Here is a 15,734-nt window from a genome sequence, read left to right as displayed (position 1 = left end):
GGGGGAATCTATGCCGGAACTCGGCCGCATCTATTGGACCCGGCTAGGGCTTCGTTTGGCGAGCTCGGCGGTGCTGTTATGGCTCGCCGTCTCAGTGATGACGGCTCTCCTGGCCAAGGCAGCACCGGTTTCCGGAGCGGGGCCTTACGTCGCCGGTGACGTGCTTCGTGGGATGTTCGACCGCGTCGTCTCCGCAGCTGCGCTCCCCGTTGTGGTTGCCGCCGTACTCGGCGTCGCCGCGGCCGTCATCACCGGCCGGGATGTTCGACGCCGGGATCCGGTCCGGCGCTTCACCCGCCAGCAGCGCCGCGAAGGGATGGCCCGCGCCGGCGGCCTGTGCGAGCTGGAAGCCGGGTTCGGGCGGCGCTGTGGCCGCCCCGCTGAGCACGGCGACCACTTCTATCCGTGGTCCAAGGGCGGTTCCACCAGCCTGCAGAACTTCGTTGCCGCGTGTGCGAGGTGCAATCGCGCCAAGCGTGCACGGATCCCCTCGCCAGGCCAGCAGCGCAGGATGGAACGACGACGGCGGGAGTACCTGCCGCCGTCGACCTCCCCGAGCGTGGGCGAACGCCAGCCACTCCCCTAGGCGGGCTGGCTGGCTTCTCCCATTCTGATGGCAGCGGTCCTAGCGCCGGGCCGGTTCAGTTGGAGCGATGGACTCGGCGATCTGCTTGATCGCGGCGAGCGTCTTCGGGATGCCGTCCAGCGCCTGCCGGGTACGCTCGGCAATTTCGGCGTCTGCCTCAGCGCCGTATTTGTCCCCGAACATGGCGATCCCGTCCGGCAGGAATTCCCACGACTCGGTCAGCGTGGTCCCGTTGTCTGCTGGGGTCATTGTGAAGCCCCAGCGGACGAAGCGGCCGCCCACCACCCACGCGAACTCGCGGCCGCGCTCGGCGGCCACCACCTGCGATCGGGTCTCCCAGGTGCGGTGCGGGAGCTCGTTGCGTCCGGTGAACCAGGCGCCCACCTGGCCCAGGCTGTCGTGATCGTCCCACCAGCACAATGTACAGACCGGGCTCCACTCACCGGTGCGGGTGATGTCGGAGACGAGGTCGTACAGCGTCTCGGCCGAGGCCTGGACCGTGACGGACTCTTGGTGTTCGCGGGTGCTTGTCTGGTTCATGGGTCCATCCTTACAGACGTTATTTCTTCTACCGCCGGCTGCCGCCATGCCAGTCCTCCTGCTGACCCACAGTGTCGGCATCGACTCCGAAGGCAGCAAGCTGCGGCTGCTCGCGCAGGCTCCGCTTGAGTTCGGCAAAACCGGGGAAGCGCGCCAGCCCCACCACGTGGTCCCACAGCTCGGCAGCCGAATCCTCGCCCGGCAGCCGGCTGATCACCGGACCGAAAAAGGCCACCCCGGCCGGGGGCTCAAAGTGGATGATGGGGGTGCCCACATCCTTGCCCGTCAGTGCCAGCGCCTCATCCGTCTCCTGGCGGATCTCCCGGTCCCAGGACTGGTCGTCGAGGGCCTCCGCCAGTGCCAGGGGCAGGCCTGCGTCGGCGAGGATCGGCTCGACAAACTCACGTGTCCCGCGCCGCTCACGTACTTCGCCCTCCGTGCGCTGTTCGGCCGGGTCCGGTGCGGTTTCGAAGATGTGGGAACCGAACGCCTCGTACAACCGGGCAACCGGCTCGCGGCCATGCTCCGCACGCGCACGGGCCGCCACCCGCAGAAGCCGGAGGCCGGCGGTGTGGCCGGCCTCGTACTCAGGCGGGAAATGCGCGCCGTAGTCCACGTTGGAGTTGACCAGGCGCAACGAGATGAACCGCCAATCCACGGTGTAGTCGCGCTGCGCCTGCACCTGCCGCACCCATTTGCTGGTCATCCAGGCGAAGGGGCAGACCGGGTCAAAGTAGAAGTTGATGTCGGCATCCACGCGTCCACCCTTGCATCTGTTGGCGGCGTGCGTCCATTCGGCGGGACCGTGGCAGGAGCATGCACGACGGCGGAACTTGCGTCGCGCCGTCGTCCATCCTCTCCTTTGCAGGTATCAGGCGAGAGGAGTAATGGGCGTTACAGAGAACGGTACGGCCAACAGGGGCTGCACCCGTGCCACGAATGCCTTTACGTGGTGTTCTTCGTTATGGGCCTTCAGGTCCTCGTCGCTGGCCCATCCCTCGAAGAGGATGAAGGTATCTGCCCGTTGGTCGTCGGAGAATACGGTGTATTCCAGGCATCCGGCGTCAGCTCGACTCGCAGACTGTAACCCCAGGAGCGCTTCCTTAAGCGTTGCTTCGGACCCCGCCTTTGCGGTGAACACTGGCATGAGCCAGACCTGCGCTTCTTCGTTACTGACAGCTTTGTGTGGCACTTTTACCTCCTCACGCTGTTCCTGTAACCCGGGAGGGACGGCTCAGGGCCGTCCCTCCCGGGGTAGTCAGATCAACTATTGATCTGCGGGACCTCGACCCAGGATTCTTTTGCAGCCGACTCGACGATTGCGTCGTCGATGAGGGCTACCTGATATCCGTCGGCGAAATTCGGGCTTACGCTGCCGCCTTCTGCGATGGCCTTGAAGAAGTCGTGGGCCTCGATGATCTTCGTTTCGCCGTATCCGATGCCAAGGGCCGGGATGGGCCAGAGTGCATCTCCGTAGGGGTGCGCGGGTCCGGTGTAAACGGTTCGGAATCCACGGCGGTCGCTCTGGTCGGACGCGAAGCAGACCTGAAGTTCGTCGCGGCGTTCGTAGTTGAAGACGATGCTTCCTTCGGTTCCGTGGATTTCGAAGGTGATGTAGTTGTTCCTTCCGTGGGCGTTGCGTGTTGCTTCCACGGAACCCACGGCACCGTTGGCAAAGCGGATCATGGTCATGACTTCGTCGTCCACGTCAACCTGGCCGCGGGGACCTTCTCCGCCCCGTACCGTTCCGAGCGCGTCGGCACCTCCGGTTTGGAGCGGCCGCTCGGGAATCCAGGTAGACAGGAGGGCATTGACTGCGCTGAACTCGCCGACAAGGTAGCGGGCCATGTCGATGACGTGCGTTGCGATGTCGCCGAGGGCGCCGGAGCCGGCGATGGATTTCTGGAACCGCCACGAGAGCGGCGAGTTGGGGTCCGCACTCCAGTCCTGCAGATAGGTGCCACGGAAGCTGAGGATCCGGCCAATGGCGCCTTCCTCGATGTATTTCTTTGCCAGCGCTACGGCCGGGGTCCGCCGGTAGTTGAAGGCGACCATGTGGACGAGGTTCTTGTCTTTGACCGCGTCGTACATGGCCTTGGATTCTTCACCCGTACGTGCCAGGGGCTTTTCGCAGATGATGTGCTTGCCTGCTTCCGCGGCGGCGATGGCAATTTCGGCGTGAAGATGGTTGGGCGTGGCGATGTCTACGACGTGGATGTCCGGATCGTCAATGATGCTGCGCCAATCCGCGGTGGAGTTTTCAAAGCCGAAGCGGCGGGCCGCTTCCGCGGCGAGATCCGGGTTGGCTTCAGCGATGACTTTGCGGACCGGGAGTGCCGGTGCGGGCCAGAAAAACATGGGCATGGCGGCGTAGGCCAGCGAGTGGGCCTTGCCCATGAAGCCGCCTCCGATGAGGCCGACGTTGAGGTTCTGCATGTAGATCCTGTTCCTTCCGGAAAGGCAGGGCAGTTGCCGTCGGTGGCAGTCCCTGCGGTTGAAAATTAGTGAGAGAGGAGCTTTTCCAGGTACTTCTTGCTGAGGGCTGCGGCTTCGCGGGGGTCACCGTCGTAGTTGTCGAGTTCGACCATGAGCCAGCTGTCATATCCGCTTTCCACGATCGCGGCGATGATGTCCGGGAAGTCGAGCTCGCCCTGCCCAAGTGGCAGGAAATTGAAAGGGTCCTTCTGGAAGTCCTTGAGGTGGACGTGCCGGATCCTGTCGGGGTACTTCCGGATCACTGCGGCCGGGTCTGCTCCGCCGGCTGCAAGGTGCGCGGTGTCCGGGCAGAAGCCGATCCGGGTGAGCGGCATGAGCCGGTCCAGTTCTTCCGGGCTTTCGACGATAGTGCTCAGGTGCGGGTGGTAGCTTGCCGAGAGGCCGAAGCCCTCCGCGATGTCCGTGACGCCGTCCAGAGCCTCACCGAGCCGGCGGTAATCCTCGTCGGTGGTCCCGGCGGCGCGGCGCGCTCCGCCACCCACCACGAGCCGTTCCGCTCCGAAGCTGGCCGCCAATTCGGCGGCGCGGTGGATGCGGTGCATTTCGTCGGGAAGTATGTCGGCGTAAATGAAGTTGGCCCCGGTATAGACGCTTGTTAGTTCGACTCCGGCGGTACCGAGGATTTCCTTGAGTTCTTCGGGCTTCCCTGCGTATTCCACGAGGTTGCCGTCAAACATTTCAACGCCCTGGTAGCCCGCTGATGCGATGTCCTGGACTGCTTGCTGCATGGACCCGTGGGTCATGTAGAAAAGGTCCTTTACGCTCGTCACGCCTTGCGGGTGGCCGACGACGCCGCCCCAGGTGATGGAACAGTAACCAAGTTTCATTGCTTCGGCCTTTCGACTGCGGAGGAGGACTTGAGTAATTCGAGCGGGGCGTCAGTGCCGGGAACATCGACCCATGACCGTTGTGCTGCGGAGGTGACCACTGCATCGGTAATGAGGGCTGCGCGCAGGCCGTCCCGGAACGTGGGAAGGCCTTCAGGTGTCTGCCCCTGGATAGCTGCGTATGTGTCCGCGACGAACGCGTTGAAGCTGTCCTGGTAACCCTGGGGGTGGCCTGGGGGAAGTTTGGCGTACCGCCGGCCACCCGGCGTCGTAAGTGTTTGTGGGCCAACCGGGACTTCGGAACTTGAGTCAATGCGGCCGACGTGCAGGGTATCCGGCCGCTCCTGGTTGAAGCTGAATGACGCTTCGGTTCCGTCAAAGGAGAACCACAGGCGGTTTTTGCGGCCCGGGCTGACCTGGCTGACCACCAGGGATCCGGTGGCACCGTTGTCCGTCTCGAACAGGAGCGTGGCGCCATCCTCGGTAGCTACGGAGGACAACTGTCCGCCGGTTTCGCGTTGGTCGTACGCCCGGCTGGTGTTCGCCACAAGCCTGGTGATGCTGTGTCCGGTGGTGAACTCCATCAGGTCACACCAGTGCACGCCGATGTCACCGAACGCCCTGGAGGCTCCTCCGAGCTGTGAATCTACCCGCCAGTTCGTGGCTTCCGCGCCGACCAGCCAATCCTGCAGGTAGGAACCGTGCAGGAGCCAGAGGCGGCCGGCGTCGCCGCCGAGGATACGATCCCGGGCCTCGCGGACGGCGGGATAGAACCGGTACACGAAGGGCACGCCGGTGACCACACCTGCCCGCTCGGCGAGCTCCGTCAGTTCCCGGGCGTCCTCAACGCTCGTGGCGAGGGGTTTCTCGCAGACAACGTGTTTCCCAGCTGCGATGGCCTTGCGTGCGAGGTCCGCGTGGGTCGCGTTGGGAGTGCAAATGTGGACCACATCCACGTCTGCCCGCGCGATCAGTGCGTCGCCGGATTCGGCTGCGGTCCAAGCGCCGAACGCGGATGCTGCGGCTTCGGCGGAAGCCTTGTTGCTCCCGGCGACTGCAGTGACCTCAGCGCCTGCTGCGCGTATCGCGTGGGCGTGGACAGAACCCATGAATCCTGTTCCGATTATTCCGGCCCGTAGTTGGTCACTCACGGTGCTACTTCTTACGGGCGAGGGCGACGGCCAGAATAATGATCGCGCCGCGGACCACCTGCTGCTGGCTGCTGTCGAGTCCAGCGAGGATCAGCCCGTTGTTGATCAGGCCGATCAGCAGGGCACCGAAGAGGGTGCCGATGATGGAGCCGAACCCGCCGAAGAGGCTGGTTCCACCCAGGATGACGGCGGCGATGGCGGAAAGTTCGTCTCCCGATCCCCACTGGAACCGTCCGGACTGCAGCCGGCCGGCGTAAAGCATGCCCGCGACGCTTGCCACCATGCCCGAGATCAGGAGTACCTGGAACTTAATGCGCTTGGTATTGATGCCGGTGAATTCCGCGGCGTTGCGGTTGCCTCCTGTGGCCAGGACCTGGCGTCCGAACCTGGTGCGGTTCAGCACGACGGCGCCAATGGCCACGAAGATGGCGCTCCAGACCACCAGGCCCGGAACTGGACCGAAATTGCCGGAGCCGAACAGCGTGTTGAACGTGTCGTTCAGGATGGGCTGGGGCGCCGATGCCGTGATCCACTGGGCGACGCCGACGGCGATGCCCAGCATGCCGAGTGTGACCAGGAACGATGGGATGCCAAGGAGGCTGACCAGGGCACCGTTGATCGATCCGACGACGAGCCCGACGGCGAGGCCGGCGAGGATGCCGGGGACCAGGCCCCACTGGGAGAGGGCCATCGCCGTGCACACGCTGGAGAGGCCGGCCACGGATCCAACACTGAGGTCGATTTCGGCGCAGGCGATCACATACGTCATGCCGACGGCAATGACGGTGATCGTGGCGGTCTGCCGGAAGATGTTCAGCAGGTTGTTCGGCGACAGGAAGCCCTGGTCGCGGAGCAGAACGGCGAAGAACAGGAAGACAACGACGAAGCCGATATAGATGACGTAGCGCCGCCAGTCGAGTTCCTTGAGCATGGTGCCGAAATTTCGGGGGGCCGCGGTGTCCCGGGGCGCGATGGTGTTTGCCTTGCTCACTTTCAGACTCCTTGCACTGCAAGTTGGAGATATTCCTCGTCAGCGATTTCGCTGCGGGGGATGTCACGGATGATGGAGCCGTCCTTGACGACGAGGACGCGGTCGCTGACCGCGAGTAGTTCGGGGTACTCGGAGGAGATGACGATGACGGCCTTACCGGCACTGGCAAGCTCCCGGATCATGTCCAGAATTTCGCTTTTGGTGCCGATGTCGACCCCGGCCGTTGGCTCGTCCAGGATCAGGATGTCCGGATCCGTGCCCAGCCACTTGGCGATGACCACTTTCTGCTGGTTTCCGCCCGAGAGAAGCCGGACCGGTCGGTGGGGGTGCGCCACCTTCACTGCGAACCTTTTGATCAGCGACGAGGACAATTCCTTCCCTTTCGCGCCGTCCAGGAGAGGTCCCCGCTGGATCTGGCCGAGGAGGGGAAGCAGCAGGTTGTCCTGGACGGAGTGCTCCAGGACAAGGCCTTGGGCCCTGCGGTCCTCGGGGATGAGGGCAACACCGGCATTGATGGCCTGCTGGGGCGAGCCCAGGTTGACCTTCTCGCCCCGCAGGAGGACCTCGCCGCTGTCCACCTTGTCAATGCCAAAGAGGGCACGGGCCAGCTCTGTCCGCCCGCTGCCCATCAGTCCGGCCAGGCCGAGGATTTCACCGGGCCGGAGCGTGAACGAAACGTCCCGCACCCGGTGGCCCGCATTCAATCCACGTACTTCCAGCAGCGGCGCCCCGTCGTGAGCCACATGATCACGCGCACGGTAGGAAAGCTGGCCCTCGATCTTCTTGCCAACGATGCCTTCCACGATCTGTTCGGGAGTGACATCCGTCAGCGCCGCGGTGAGGAGGTGGCGGCCGTCGCGGAGGATGGTGATCCGATCCGCGAGCCGGTATACCTCATCCATGCGGTGGGAAATGTAGATGATGGAGATCCCACGCTGCTTGAGGCGGTCAATGAGTTCGAAGAGCGCTTCGGACTCATGCCGGGCAAGGCTGGCAGTGGGCTCATCCATGATGAGCACCTGGGCATTCTGTGCGAGTGCCTTGGCGATCTCGGTCAGCTGCCAGTAAGCAGTGCCCAGCCGCGAGACTTCGGCGCGCGGGTCGACGTCGACCTCCATCTCACTGAACACTTCCCTTGCGCGGCGCACCGCGGCACGGTCGTCAATGAGCCCGCCCGTGCCAAGCGGTTCGGCGGCGAGGAAAATGTTCTGCGCAACGGTCAGGCTCGGTACGAGGCTGAACTCCTGGAAGACCATTCCGATCCCGGCGGCCTTCGCATCCTGGATCGAGTTGATGGCGGTCGGCTTGCCGCCGATCAGGATCTCCCCGGCGTCTGCCTGGTAGACGCCCTGGAGGATCTTCATGAGTGTCGACTTGCCTGCGCCGTTTCCTCCTGCGAGCGCGTGGACTTCACCCTTGCGGACGTCGAAACTGACATCCTTCAATACGGGAACGCCGTTGAAGCTCTTGGAAATCGAGCGCATCTCGACGACATTGTCTGCGGTATTCATCGTTGCCCTTTCGGCGCGGTGCGGGGACGGGAGCCCCCGCACCGCCGGTTTTGGCTACTTCTTGTAGGAGTCCTGGATGTCCTTCGGGGCGTCCTCGTGGTAAACCTGCTTCCAGGCATCCAGGACGTTGGAGTGGTCAACCGGAAGGGCGCTCAATGCCACGTAGGCGGGCGCCTTTTTGCCGATGAGTGCCCCCGCGGCCAGCCGGGCTTCCGTGACACCCTGGTCGAACGGAACCTGCGCTCCAAGGCCGACGACGAGTTCGTCCTTGGCCAGGGCAATCGCGACGTTCTTGCCGAGGTCCTCCGTGGCGATCTTCAGATCCGGCCGGCCCGCGGCCCGGGCTGCGGCCATGACACCTTCTGCAGGAACATCCCAGACCGCCCAGATTCCGGAAAGGTCGGCGTACTTGCTGAGCATTGCGTTCGCGGCTGCCTGGGCGTCACCGGCGAAGTCCGGACCGGCAATCCCCTTTTCCTCGACAATCTTGATATCCGGGTATTCCTTCGTAATCGTTTCCTTGAATCCCTGGTAGCGCTGCTTTGTCACGAAGAAATCGGCCTGGTGGAAGATAACCCCGATCTTGCCCTTGCCGCCGAGCGCTTTCGCCATCTGGTGGGCGGAGACCACGCCGTTGCCGTAGTTGTCGGCGGAAACAACAGAGATATAGTCCTGGCCGGCGGTCAGTCCCTGGGGGATGTTGTCCATGAAGACGAGCTTGGCGCCGGCAGCAGCGGCTTTCTTATAGGCGGAGGCCGTAGCCACGGGATCCGTGGGGATCGAGACGATGATGTTCGGGTTCTGCGACATGACCGTCTCGATGTCCGAGACCTGCTTGTCCGGCTTGAAGTTCGCATCAGTGGTGGCGATGACCTTGACTCCGAGCTTCTCAAACTCGGACTTCAGTCCGTTTATCTGGGCGGTGGCCCAGTCGTTGCCGCCGTAGTGCATCACGATGGCTGCCTTGGCGTTGAGCGCCTTGACCTTTTGGATCTCGTCAGGAGTGAGGTCTGCTGCGGACGCCGGGGAGGGCGTCTCGCCGTTGGGCCCCTTGCTCAGGACTTGTCCCTTGATCTGGTCCAGGGCCTGCTGGGCCTTGCTGGACACACCGGCGTCGGGAGCATTGGACGATACCGTGCTCGAACTGCTGCAGGAAGCGACGGAAAGGGACAGGGCTGCGGCAAGGGCCACGAGGGGAAGCCTGCGGATCATCATTGTTCTCCAGTGCTTGGGGTGGATGCCTGGGATGGTTCAGGCGAGGGCTATAGCCAGGGCCGGCGGAACCGGGGACAGGACCAGCCCGCCGGAAGCCGAGGCTGTGCGGATGGCAGTGGCCTTGTCTGAAGCTCTCAGGAGCGCCTCTGCATGTACTTTGTCGACGAAGAAGCCTAGGGAACACGGTCCTTGGTGGGCCTGAACCCACCTCACCGCCTCGCTGGCGGCTTTCGCCATGTCAGCGCCCGCGTCCGCGGCCGGGCCGGGGAGGGTGGACACGGACGCGGGTTTGCCTGAGTTGTCGACGGAGACCACCAGGCTTGCCCAAAGACGATCTGCATCGAAGATGCCGATGACCGCCGACGAGCCGGCGGAGACAAAGGTGCGGACAGCGACTGCCAGATCGCCGGGCGCCGTGTCCTTCAAGAGCATTTCGAGATTTGCCCAGTGGGCCTGGTCGACATCCCGAAGCCCGGTATTCGGATCGAGCGCGAGTGCGTGGACGATCTGGTCGGACATCCCGCCCCTTTCCTCATTGAAAACATCGCCGTAAGCGTTTACGAGACGTCCGTGAACGTTTACGGACATCATCGTAAACGTTTACGGTAAATGGTGTCAAGCGTCACAACCGGCGCTGTTCGGCGGCGCGGAAATCCCGGGCCGACGTAAGATCGAAAGGCGCGGCGAGAGGTTGCGTCCGTGACGTGCAGGACAGGAGAGAGCGTGGCAGGGATAACTGTTCCCCATGAGGCGACCGAGGGGCGGCCCGATACCCCACGGCGCCGGAAGCCCACCATCAACGATGTGGCCAGCATGGCCGGCGTCTCCTTCGGCACAGTCTCGCGGGTACTCAATGACGCACCGGATGTGAGCGCGGCAACGCGGCAACGCGTCCTGCAGGTCATCAAGGACATCGGATACCGCAGGAACCGCGCGGCCACGGCGCTGGTCACCAGCCGGTCCACTTCCATCGGCATACTTTCCGACGGCTCCCCGCGGTTCGGCCCGGTGGGGACACTCATGGCCCTGGAGAACGTTGCACGCAAAAAGGGTTACGCCACAACTGTCATCAGCGTAGAACAGCCCTTCGGAGAGTCGGTCCAGGCCGCCCTCGACACCTTGGACGATACCGGCGTGGGGGGAATCATCGTCATCGCCCCAAAGGTGGACATGGCAGCAGCCGTATGGAATGCCACCTGCCGCGTCCCGGTGGAGATGATCGCAGCGGGAGCATCATCAACTCCCAACGTCTTCACGTACTCGGAGAACCAGGAGCTGGGCGCCCGGCTCGCCACCCAGCACCTGATAGACCTGGGCCACACCGACATCGCACACTTCGCCGGCTCCATGGACTGGTTCGACGGCCGGGTACGCAAGCGCGGGTGGGAGGCCGCGCTTCGCGACGCCGGACTTACACCAGGGCTGTGCCTCGAAGGTGATTGGAGCCCCCGGTGGGCCTATGAGACCGCCCTCCGGCTCGTGCGGGAACAAAAGGTACCCCAAGCTATCTTCGCCGCCAGCGACCACACGGCTCTCGGGCTGATACGCGCTTTCGCGGAAAACGGGATCCGCGTCCCGGACGACGTGAGTGTAGTCGGTTTCGACGACATTGAAGGCTCAGACTACTTCCTGCCGCCCCTGACCACAGTCAGGCAGGACTTCACGGCTCTGGCGCTCATGAGCATGGAAGTGCTCCTTGGCGCAATGGAAGGCCGCGACGTGGACCGCACCCCCATCGCACCCACCCTTGTGGTCCGCAGCAGCGCCCGCCAGGCCGCCTCCCGGAAGTAGAAACCGGCTTGTCCAACAAACACGTGCTACTTGTTCTACGCTGGAATCCCCGGCCCAACAAATAGAGCGAGGCAAGAACGTGCACCAGGACGCCGCCCGGTTCCTGTCCCAGCCGGTGGCAGCCCAGCCCGGCTCGCCCCTGCGCGTGGCGGTGTACTCGCGCATCGCCGAGGCCATCCGCAACGGCCTCCTCACTCCCGGCTCCATGATCCCCACGGAAACCGAACTCGGCGCCGACATGAAAGTCAGCCGCACCGTGGTCCGCGAAGCGCTCATGCTGCTCGAGGAGGACGGCCTGATCAGGGCGCGGCGCGGCGTCGGACGCTTCGTCTCGGATACGCTCCCCCGCATCGGCATCGAACGCATCCGGCCCTTCGAGGAAGTCCTCGCCGGCCCCGGCCAGACGCTGGAGGTCAAGCGCACCCAGGTCATCCGCCAGGCCGCCTCCGAATTCGTCGCCCCCGGCATCGGCGTCGGGCCCGGCACCGACTGCTGGCTCTGGGAATCGGTGCTGATCCGAGACGGTGAGGCCATCGCGCACCTGCAGGAGAACGTTACCGCCCAGCCGGTGAGCCTCGGCAAAGGTGCCCCCGTGCCCCTTGAGATAGAGGACGCCGGCGGCACCACCCTGCTCGCCACGCTCAACAACCAGCTCGGCCGACTGGCCGGGCCCGGGGAGTGCCAGATCAGCCTCAGCCAGGTGGGCCCCAGCCGCGCGAAGCTGCTGGACCTCCGCCCGTCGGACCCGGTGCTGGTGCTAACGCAGTACGTCCGGCACGGCAACCGGCCCTTCTACCTGGCCAAGTGCCTGGTGTCCGCGCGCGCCGGGCACCTGTCCGTGATGCAGCAGTTCCAGTCCTGACCCCAACCGGCCTACCTGGATTTCCAAAAGCCGTGCGCGGAGAGTCAAGTAGCCCGACGCGCGGCGATTTAGTGTTGTGATCCAACACACCTTTAGGGACCGGGGTTATGGACAACACAGCTGACCTTCTTCTGACCAACGGAGTCATCGACACTCTGCACGAGGACCGCCCGCGGGTCACATCACTTGCCGTCAAGGACGGGAAGGTACACGCCATCGGTGCGGCTGCCGAAGCCGCAGCCGGGCGGGGGACCGAGATCGTGGATCTTGGTGGCGCGTATGTGATGCCCGGACTGCTGGACGTCCACAACCACCACATGCTCGCAGGGCAAATGGACCTGTTCGAGCTTAACGAGGCTCCCACCAGATCGCTCGACGATTTCCTCACCGCTATCGCGGAGTACGCAAACACCCTGGGCCCCGACGAGTGGGTGATCGGCGGAAGCTGGGGTTCCGGTCTGCTGGGCGAACTCAACTCCACGGAGACGCTGGCCCGTTTCGATGCCGCGACCGGAGGACGGCCTGTAATCCTCAAGGACGACAGCAAGCACAACAGGTGGGTTAACTCCCGGGGCCTGGAACTCGCCGGGATCGACGGGCACACTCCGGATCCCGAGGGGGGCCAGATTATTCGGGACGCTGCGGGGCGTCCCACTGGTGTCCTGATCGAGGCCGGGGGCGTCCTGGTGGAACAGACGGTGGCGCGGTTGCAGCCCCGGACCACCCGGGACCTGGCCCGGGCAGCAGCGCGCGGTATCGAAATTCTCCATTCCTACGGCGTCACCGGCTTCCAGGATGCGGCGTCATCCCTGCAGTTGCTGCGGGCGCTGAAGGACCTCGATGACAACGGTGAACTCGACGCCTGGGTGGTGACCTCCATGCAGGCCAATGACTTTATCTTCGGCACCACTCCCCTCGGGGAGGGCATCATCGCCCACCGCGAGGAGACGCGGTCCGAGCACCACCGGCCGGACTTCATCAAGATCTTCCTTGACGGAGTTCCGCCGGCGGGGACTGCAGCGTTCATCGAGCCCTACCTTTCCGGCGTCGGCTTCCCGGAGTGCCACTGCGGCGGCACCACCATGCCGGCGGCGGAGCTGGAGCGCTGGCTTATGGGCACGGCCGAGCGCGGCATCTCGGCGAAGATCCACTGCACCGGGGACGCGTCGGTCCGGCTGGTGCTCGACACCGTGGCCAAGGTCCGCGCAGCCGGACATCTCAAGCCCAAGTACCACATCGCGCACGGCCAGTTCGTCCAGGAACAGGACATCCCCCGTTTCGCCGAACTCGATGTCACCGCCGACATCTCCCCCTCCTTGTGGTTCCCGGGCGTCATCTCCGAGGCGATTGCCTCAGTGCTTCCGGCAGAAAGGGCGTCGAAAATGCAGCCCAACCGATCCCTGCTAGACGCCGGAGCCCGCATCGCCGGCGGCTCGGACTGGCCGGTCAGCGTGTCGCCCAACGCCTGGGAAGGGATCTACGGCCTGGTGACCAGGCAGGACCCGACCGGACTTTTCGCTGGCACGCTCTGGCCCGAACAGGCCATTTCACTCCCGGAAGCCATCCGGATCTACACCACGAACTCCGCCCAAGCCATGGGCCTGGATGATGTCACCGGCTCCCTGGCCCCGGGAAAGTCGGCAGATTTCATCGTCCTGACTGACAATCCGTACGAGATCAACATCGAACAACTCCCGCACATCGAGACCCGCCAGACCTGGTTCGCGGGCCGCAAGATCTTCGACGCAGGTCCTACGGAACCCGCAGGGACACCGGCCGGAGGACGCGCAGCGCAGCGCGCCTGACGGATTCAGCATCACCCCTGCTCCACCTCATGTGCAGGGTCATCACATCATTTCCCGCCGAAGGCGGCCCCGGCCGCTTCGTCCTGCCCGAAAGACGAAACCCATGACCACTACCGCACCAACTGCTCCGGCAGCCGTCTCCTCGGACAAGGGGACGTACATCTACATCGCCGTTTTCAGTGCCGTCCTGTATACCGTCCTGCTGATCGCCCCTGTCATTGCCGGCAAACTGATTGAACAGTTCGGCCTCACCCCTGTCCAGGTGGGGACGCTCTTCTCGTTGGAGCTTGGAGCGTTCAGCCTGGCAACCGTCCCGGCCTATCTCTGGCTGCGGCGAGTGAACCTGCGGACGGCGAGCTATATCTTCACGGCAATCGTCATTGCAGGCAACGTCGTCTCCGGCTTCGTGGACGACTTCGGCCTGTTGATGATCGCCCGGGTGGTGACCAGCCTGGCGGCAGGCTCCATCACCGTGATCATCCTGACCCTCAGCGGCAAGACCGCGAACCCCAGCCGCGCCTTCGGAATATTCGTCGTTTTCCAATTGGCCATGGGAGCACTGATCCTGGCGGTCTTCCCGTCACTGTTCGCCGCAGCCGCAGTGTCGGCGATTTACTGGACCCTTGCCGGGCTCGCAGTGCTATGCCTCCTGGTGGTCAACCGTATCGACGGCGAAGTCCTGCGGACCGGCGCCGCCCCCACCCCAGGGCAGGCAGCGCATCGAGTCCCGGTGTTCAAGGCGGCAGCAGGAATGGCAGCAGTGCTGCTTTTCTACATTGCGCTCAGCGGCGTCTGGTCATTCATTGCCCAGATTTCCGCCGCCTCCGGAATCGACCTTTCCGCCAGCAGCCTTGTCCTTTCCCTCGCTACGGTCGGCGGCATCCTGTCCGCCCTGGTGGCCACAGCCTTGGGTGAGACTCCGCGCCGGAAGCTTTACCTGGCGGCAGGCTACGCAGGCATGGCCCTGAGCATTGTGCTGCTTTTCGGTGCGCCGGCCCTGATCCAGTTCGCCGTCGCCGCCGTGATCTTCAAGTTTGCCTGGACCTTCATCCTGCCGTACCTGCTGTCCACCCTGTCCTCCCTTTCCAACGGCGGACACCTGATGAACACCACCAACCTGATGATCGGCACCGGCTTCTCCATCGGTCCGATCGTCAGCGGGGCACTGATCCAGTCAGGCGGAGGGTCGTTCACGGGCATGCTCATCTTCGCCCTGGCGGGTGTCCTGGCATCGTGCGCCCTCGTCCTGGTGGCCAACCGCCGGTAGCCGCCTGAGGCGACGTCGTCTCACGCGCCGGAACCTGCCGAGGTGAGTGCCGCCGTCGTGGTTTCGACGGGCTCAACCACCGGAGAAAGCAGCGCCTCCCCAGGTGCGGGGCGAAGTCCTCCTCCAGCGAGAGGACCACCCGGCACCGCGCGCCCTTCACCTCCGGGTACCCCGCGTACAGCCGGCGCATGTCGCACACGGTCTGCCCGCGCGAGCCGGAGGTAGTAGCCCAGCATCTCCGCCCGGCGCCCGCGGCACCGGCGCCGGGAGAAAAAGCAACACCTGCCGGTGCGACTCCTCCAGAACAGAAGCCATCGTCACGTTCAGCGGCACCAGGGTGACGTCCCAGTCGGCGGCCAGCACCGTGGGCTGGACAACAGGCGGGCACCGGAACTGGCCAACGCGGGTGAGCTCAGATGCCGTGGGCGTTCCGTCCTCCCAGCCGGATCTGGTACAGCTGGGCCACGAGCTTGAAGCGGACCGACGCAACCGGCGGCCCGCGGTAGGCCTCGCATTTCGCCGAGCGGCGCCGTTGGCCTTTCCGGACGTCCGCCGCAGCACCCGCGACGTGTACCTCCGGGAGGACCACTTCGCCTGCGGCCACCCTATATCACCGTCCTGGAAGACGTGGAACACCGTACAGAGCATGCACAGTCGGTAGGCTTGGCTACGCAGCCAGCCTTCCCATGTGG

16 protein-coding genes are annotated in these 15,734 nt (G+C 64.4%); 5 read left to right on the top strand and 11 right to left on the bottom strand.

What is annotated here, in order from left to right; genetic code table 11:
* Positions 1-97: 97 nt before the first annotated feature.
* Positions 98-586 carry an HNH endonuclease gene (locus tag ACYSM9_RS03170; RefSeq protein ID WP_461855669.1) on the top strand — a complete coding sequence of 163 codons (489 nt, stop codon included), beginning with the start codon at positions 98-100 and terminating at the stop codon, positions 584-586.
* A 39-nt stretch (positions 587-625) separates the two neighbouring features.
* On the opposite strand, the gene ACYSM9_RS03165 is transcribed toward ACYSM9_RS03170, so the two are convergent.
* From ACYSM9_RS03165 to ACYSM9_RS03120, 10 genes are all read right to left on the bottom strand, one after another.
* Positions 626-1,126 carry an SRPBCC family protein gene (locus tag ACYSM9_RS03165; protein WP_461855550.1) on the bottom strand — a complete coding sequence of 167 codons (501 nt, stop codon included), beginning with the start codon at positions 1,124-1,126 and terminating at the stop codon, positions 626-628.
* Between the two features lie 28 nt (positions 1,127-1,154).
* Positions 1,155-1,883, bottom strand: a complete 729-nt coding sequence (locus ACYSM9_RS03160; RefSeq protein WP_461855549.1) for a mycothiol-dependent nitroreductase Rv2466c family protein — start codon at positions 1,881-1,883, stop codon at positions 1,155-1,157.
* Positions 1,884-1,997: 114 nt separating this feature from the next.
* A complete protein-coding gene (locus ACYSM9_RS03155; RefSeq protein ID WP_461855548.1) occupies positions 1,998-2,318 on the bottom strand; it encodes a putative quinol monooxygenase in 321 nt (106 codons plus the stop codon).
* A 71-nt stretch (positions 2,319-2,389) separates the two neighbouring features.
* A complete protein-coding gene (locus ACYSM9_RS03150) occupies positions 2,390-3,562 on the bottom strand; it encodes a levoglucosan dehydrogenase (protein WP_461855547.1) in 1,173 nt (390 codons plus the stop codon).
* A 65-nt stretch (positions 3,563-3,627) separates the two neighbouring features.
* The gene (locus ACYSM9_RS03145; RefSeq protein WP_461855546.1) at positions 3,628-4,449 is read right to left on the bottom strand and encodes a sugar phosphate isomerase/epimerase family protein; all 822 of its coding nucleotides are present in this window, start codon (positions 4,447-4,449) and stop codon (positions 3,628-3,630) included.
* Positions 4,446-5,600 (bottom strand): Gfo/Idh/MocA family protein, encoded by a 1,155-nt coding sequence (locus ACYSM9_RS03140; protein ID WP_461855545.1) that lies wholly within the window; start codon positions 5,598-5,600, stop codon positions 4,446-4,448. Before ACYSM9_RS03140 ends, ACYSM9_RS03145 begins: the two co-directional genes overlap by 4 nt.
* A 4-nt stretch (positions 5,601-5,604) precedes the next feature.
* A complete protein-coding gene (locus tag ACYSM9_RS03135) occupies positions 5,605-6,591 on the bottom strand; it encodes an ABC transporter permease (RefSeq protein WP_461855544.1) in 987 nt (328 codons plus the stop codon).
* A gap of 2 nt (positions 6,592-6,593) precedes the next feature.
* Complete coding sequence (locus ACYSM9_RS03130) at positions 6,594-8,102, bottom strand: sugar ABC transporter ATP-binding protein (RefSeq protein WP_461855543.1); 1,509 nt, start codon at positions 8,100-8,102, stop codon at positions 6,594-6,596.
* Between the two features lie 54 nt (positions 8,103-8,156).
* Positions 8,157-9,317 carry a substrate-binding domain-containing protein gene (locus tag ACYSM9_RS03125; RefSeq protein ID WP_461855542.1) on the bottom strand — a complete coding sequence of 387 codons (1,161 nt, stop codon included), beginning with the start codon at positions 9,315-9,317 and terminating at the stop codon, positions 8,157-8,159.
* Positions 9,318-9,353: 36 nt separating this feature from the next.
* A complete protein-coding gene (locus tag ACYSM9_RS03120; RefSeq protein ID WP_461855541.1) occupies positions 9,354-9,836 on the bottom strand; it encodes a hypothetical protein in 483 nt (160 codons plus the stop codon).
* A 204-nt stretch (positions 9,837-10,040) separates the two neighbouring features.
* Between ACYSM9_RS03120 and ACYSM9_RS03115 the strand changes: the two genes are divergently transcribed.
* The 4 genes from ACYSM9_RS03115 to ACYSM9_RS03100 all read left to right on the top strand — a co-directional run bounded on the left by ACYSM9_RS03115 (position 10,041) and on the right by ACYSM9_RS03100 (position 15,042).
* Positions 10,041-11,108, top strand: coding sequence for a LacI family DNA-binding transcriptional regulator (locus tag ACYSM9_RS03115; RefSeq protein ID WP_461855540.1), 1,068 nt, complete (start codon positions 10,041-10,043; stop codon positions 11,106-11,108).
* A gap of 79 nt (positions 11,109-11,187) precedes the next feature.
* Entirely contained in the window at positions 11,188-11,970 is a 783-nt protein-coding gene (locus tag ACYSM9_RS03110; protein WP_461855539.1) for a GntR family transcriptional regulator, read from the top strand.
* A gap of 107 nt (positions 11,971-12,077) precedes the next feature.
* A complete protein-coding gene (locus ACYSM9_RS03105) occupies positions 12,078-13,775 on the top strand; it encodes an amidohydrolase (protein ID WP_461855538.1) in 1,698 nt (565 codons plus the stop codon).
* A gap of 103 nt (positions 13,776-13,878) precedes the next feature.
* Positions 13,879-15,042 (top strand): MFS transporter, encoded by a 1,164-nt coding sequence (locus tag ACYSM9_RS03100; RefSeq protein WP_461855537.1) that lies wholly within the window; start codon positions 13,879-13,881, stop codon positions 15,040-15,042.
* A gap of 412 nt (positions 15,043-15,454) precedes the next feature.
* Here the strand turns inward: ACYSM9_RS03100 and ACYSM9_RS03095 are convergent, their stop codons facing one another.
* A complete protein-coding gene (locus tag ACYSM9_RS03095) occupies positions 15,455-15,646 on the bottom strand; it encodes a hypothetical protein (RefSeq protein WP_461855536.1) in 192 nt (63 codons plus the stop codon).
* Between the last annotated feature and the right edge of the window lie 88 nt (positions 15,647-15,734).

The organism is Arthrobacter sp. C152, from assembly GCF_054890965.1.
The sequence above is the reverse complement of the archived record's forward strand: the minus strand, read 5'-3'. Positions and strand labels throughout refer to the sequence as shown.

What these genes read in the sequence shown, in the direction of transcription:
- ACYSM9_RS03165 (WP_461855550.1), bottom strand. Translation starts at nt 1,126, where the DNA reads ATGAACCAGACAAGCACCCGCGAACACCAAGAGTCCGTCACGGTCCAG.
- ACYSM9_RS03170 (WP_461855669.1), top strand. Translation starts at nt 98, where the DNA reads ATGACGGCTCTCCTGGCCAAGGCAGCACCGGTTTCCGGAGCGGGGCCT.
- ACYSM9_RS03100 (WP_461855537.1), top strand. Translation starts at nt 13,879, where the DNA reads ATGACCACTACCGCACCAACTGCTCCGGCAGCCGTCTCCTCGGACAAG.
- ACYSM9_RS03130 (WP_461855543.1), bottom strand. Translation starts at nt 8,102, where the DNA reads ATGAATACCGCAGACAATGTCGTCGAGATGCGCTCGATTTCCAAGAGC.
- ACYSM9_RS03120 (WP_461855541.1), bottom strand. Translation starts at nt 9,836, where the DNA reads ATGTCCGACCAGATCGTCCACGCACTCGCGCTCGATCCGAATACCGGG.
- ACYSM9_RS03150 (WP_461855547.1), bottom strand. Translation starts at nt 3,562, where the DNA reads ATGCAGAACCTCAACGTCGGCCTCATCGGAGGCGGCTTCATGGGCAAG.
- ACYSM9_RS03105 (WP_461855538.1), top strand. Translation starts at nt 12,078, where the DNA reads ATGGACAACACAGCTGACCTTCTTCTGACCAACGGAGTCATCGACACT.
- ACYSM9_RS03145 (WP_461855546.1), bottom strand. Translation starts at nt 4,449, where the DNA reads ATGAAACTTGGTTACTGTTCCATCACCTGGGGCGGCGTCGTCGGCCAC.
- ACYSM9_RS03125 (WP_461855542.1), bottom strand. Translation starts at nt 9,317, where the DNA reads ATGATGATCCGCAGGCTTCCCCTCGTGGCCCTTGCCGCAGCCCTGTCC.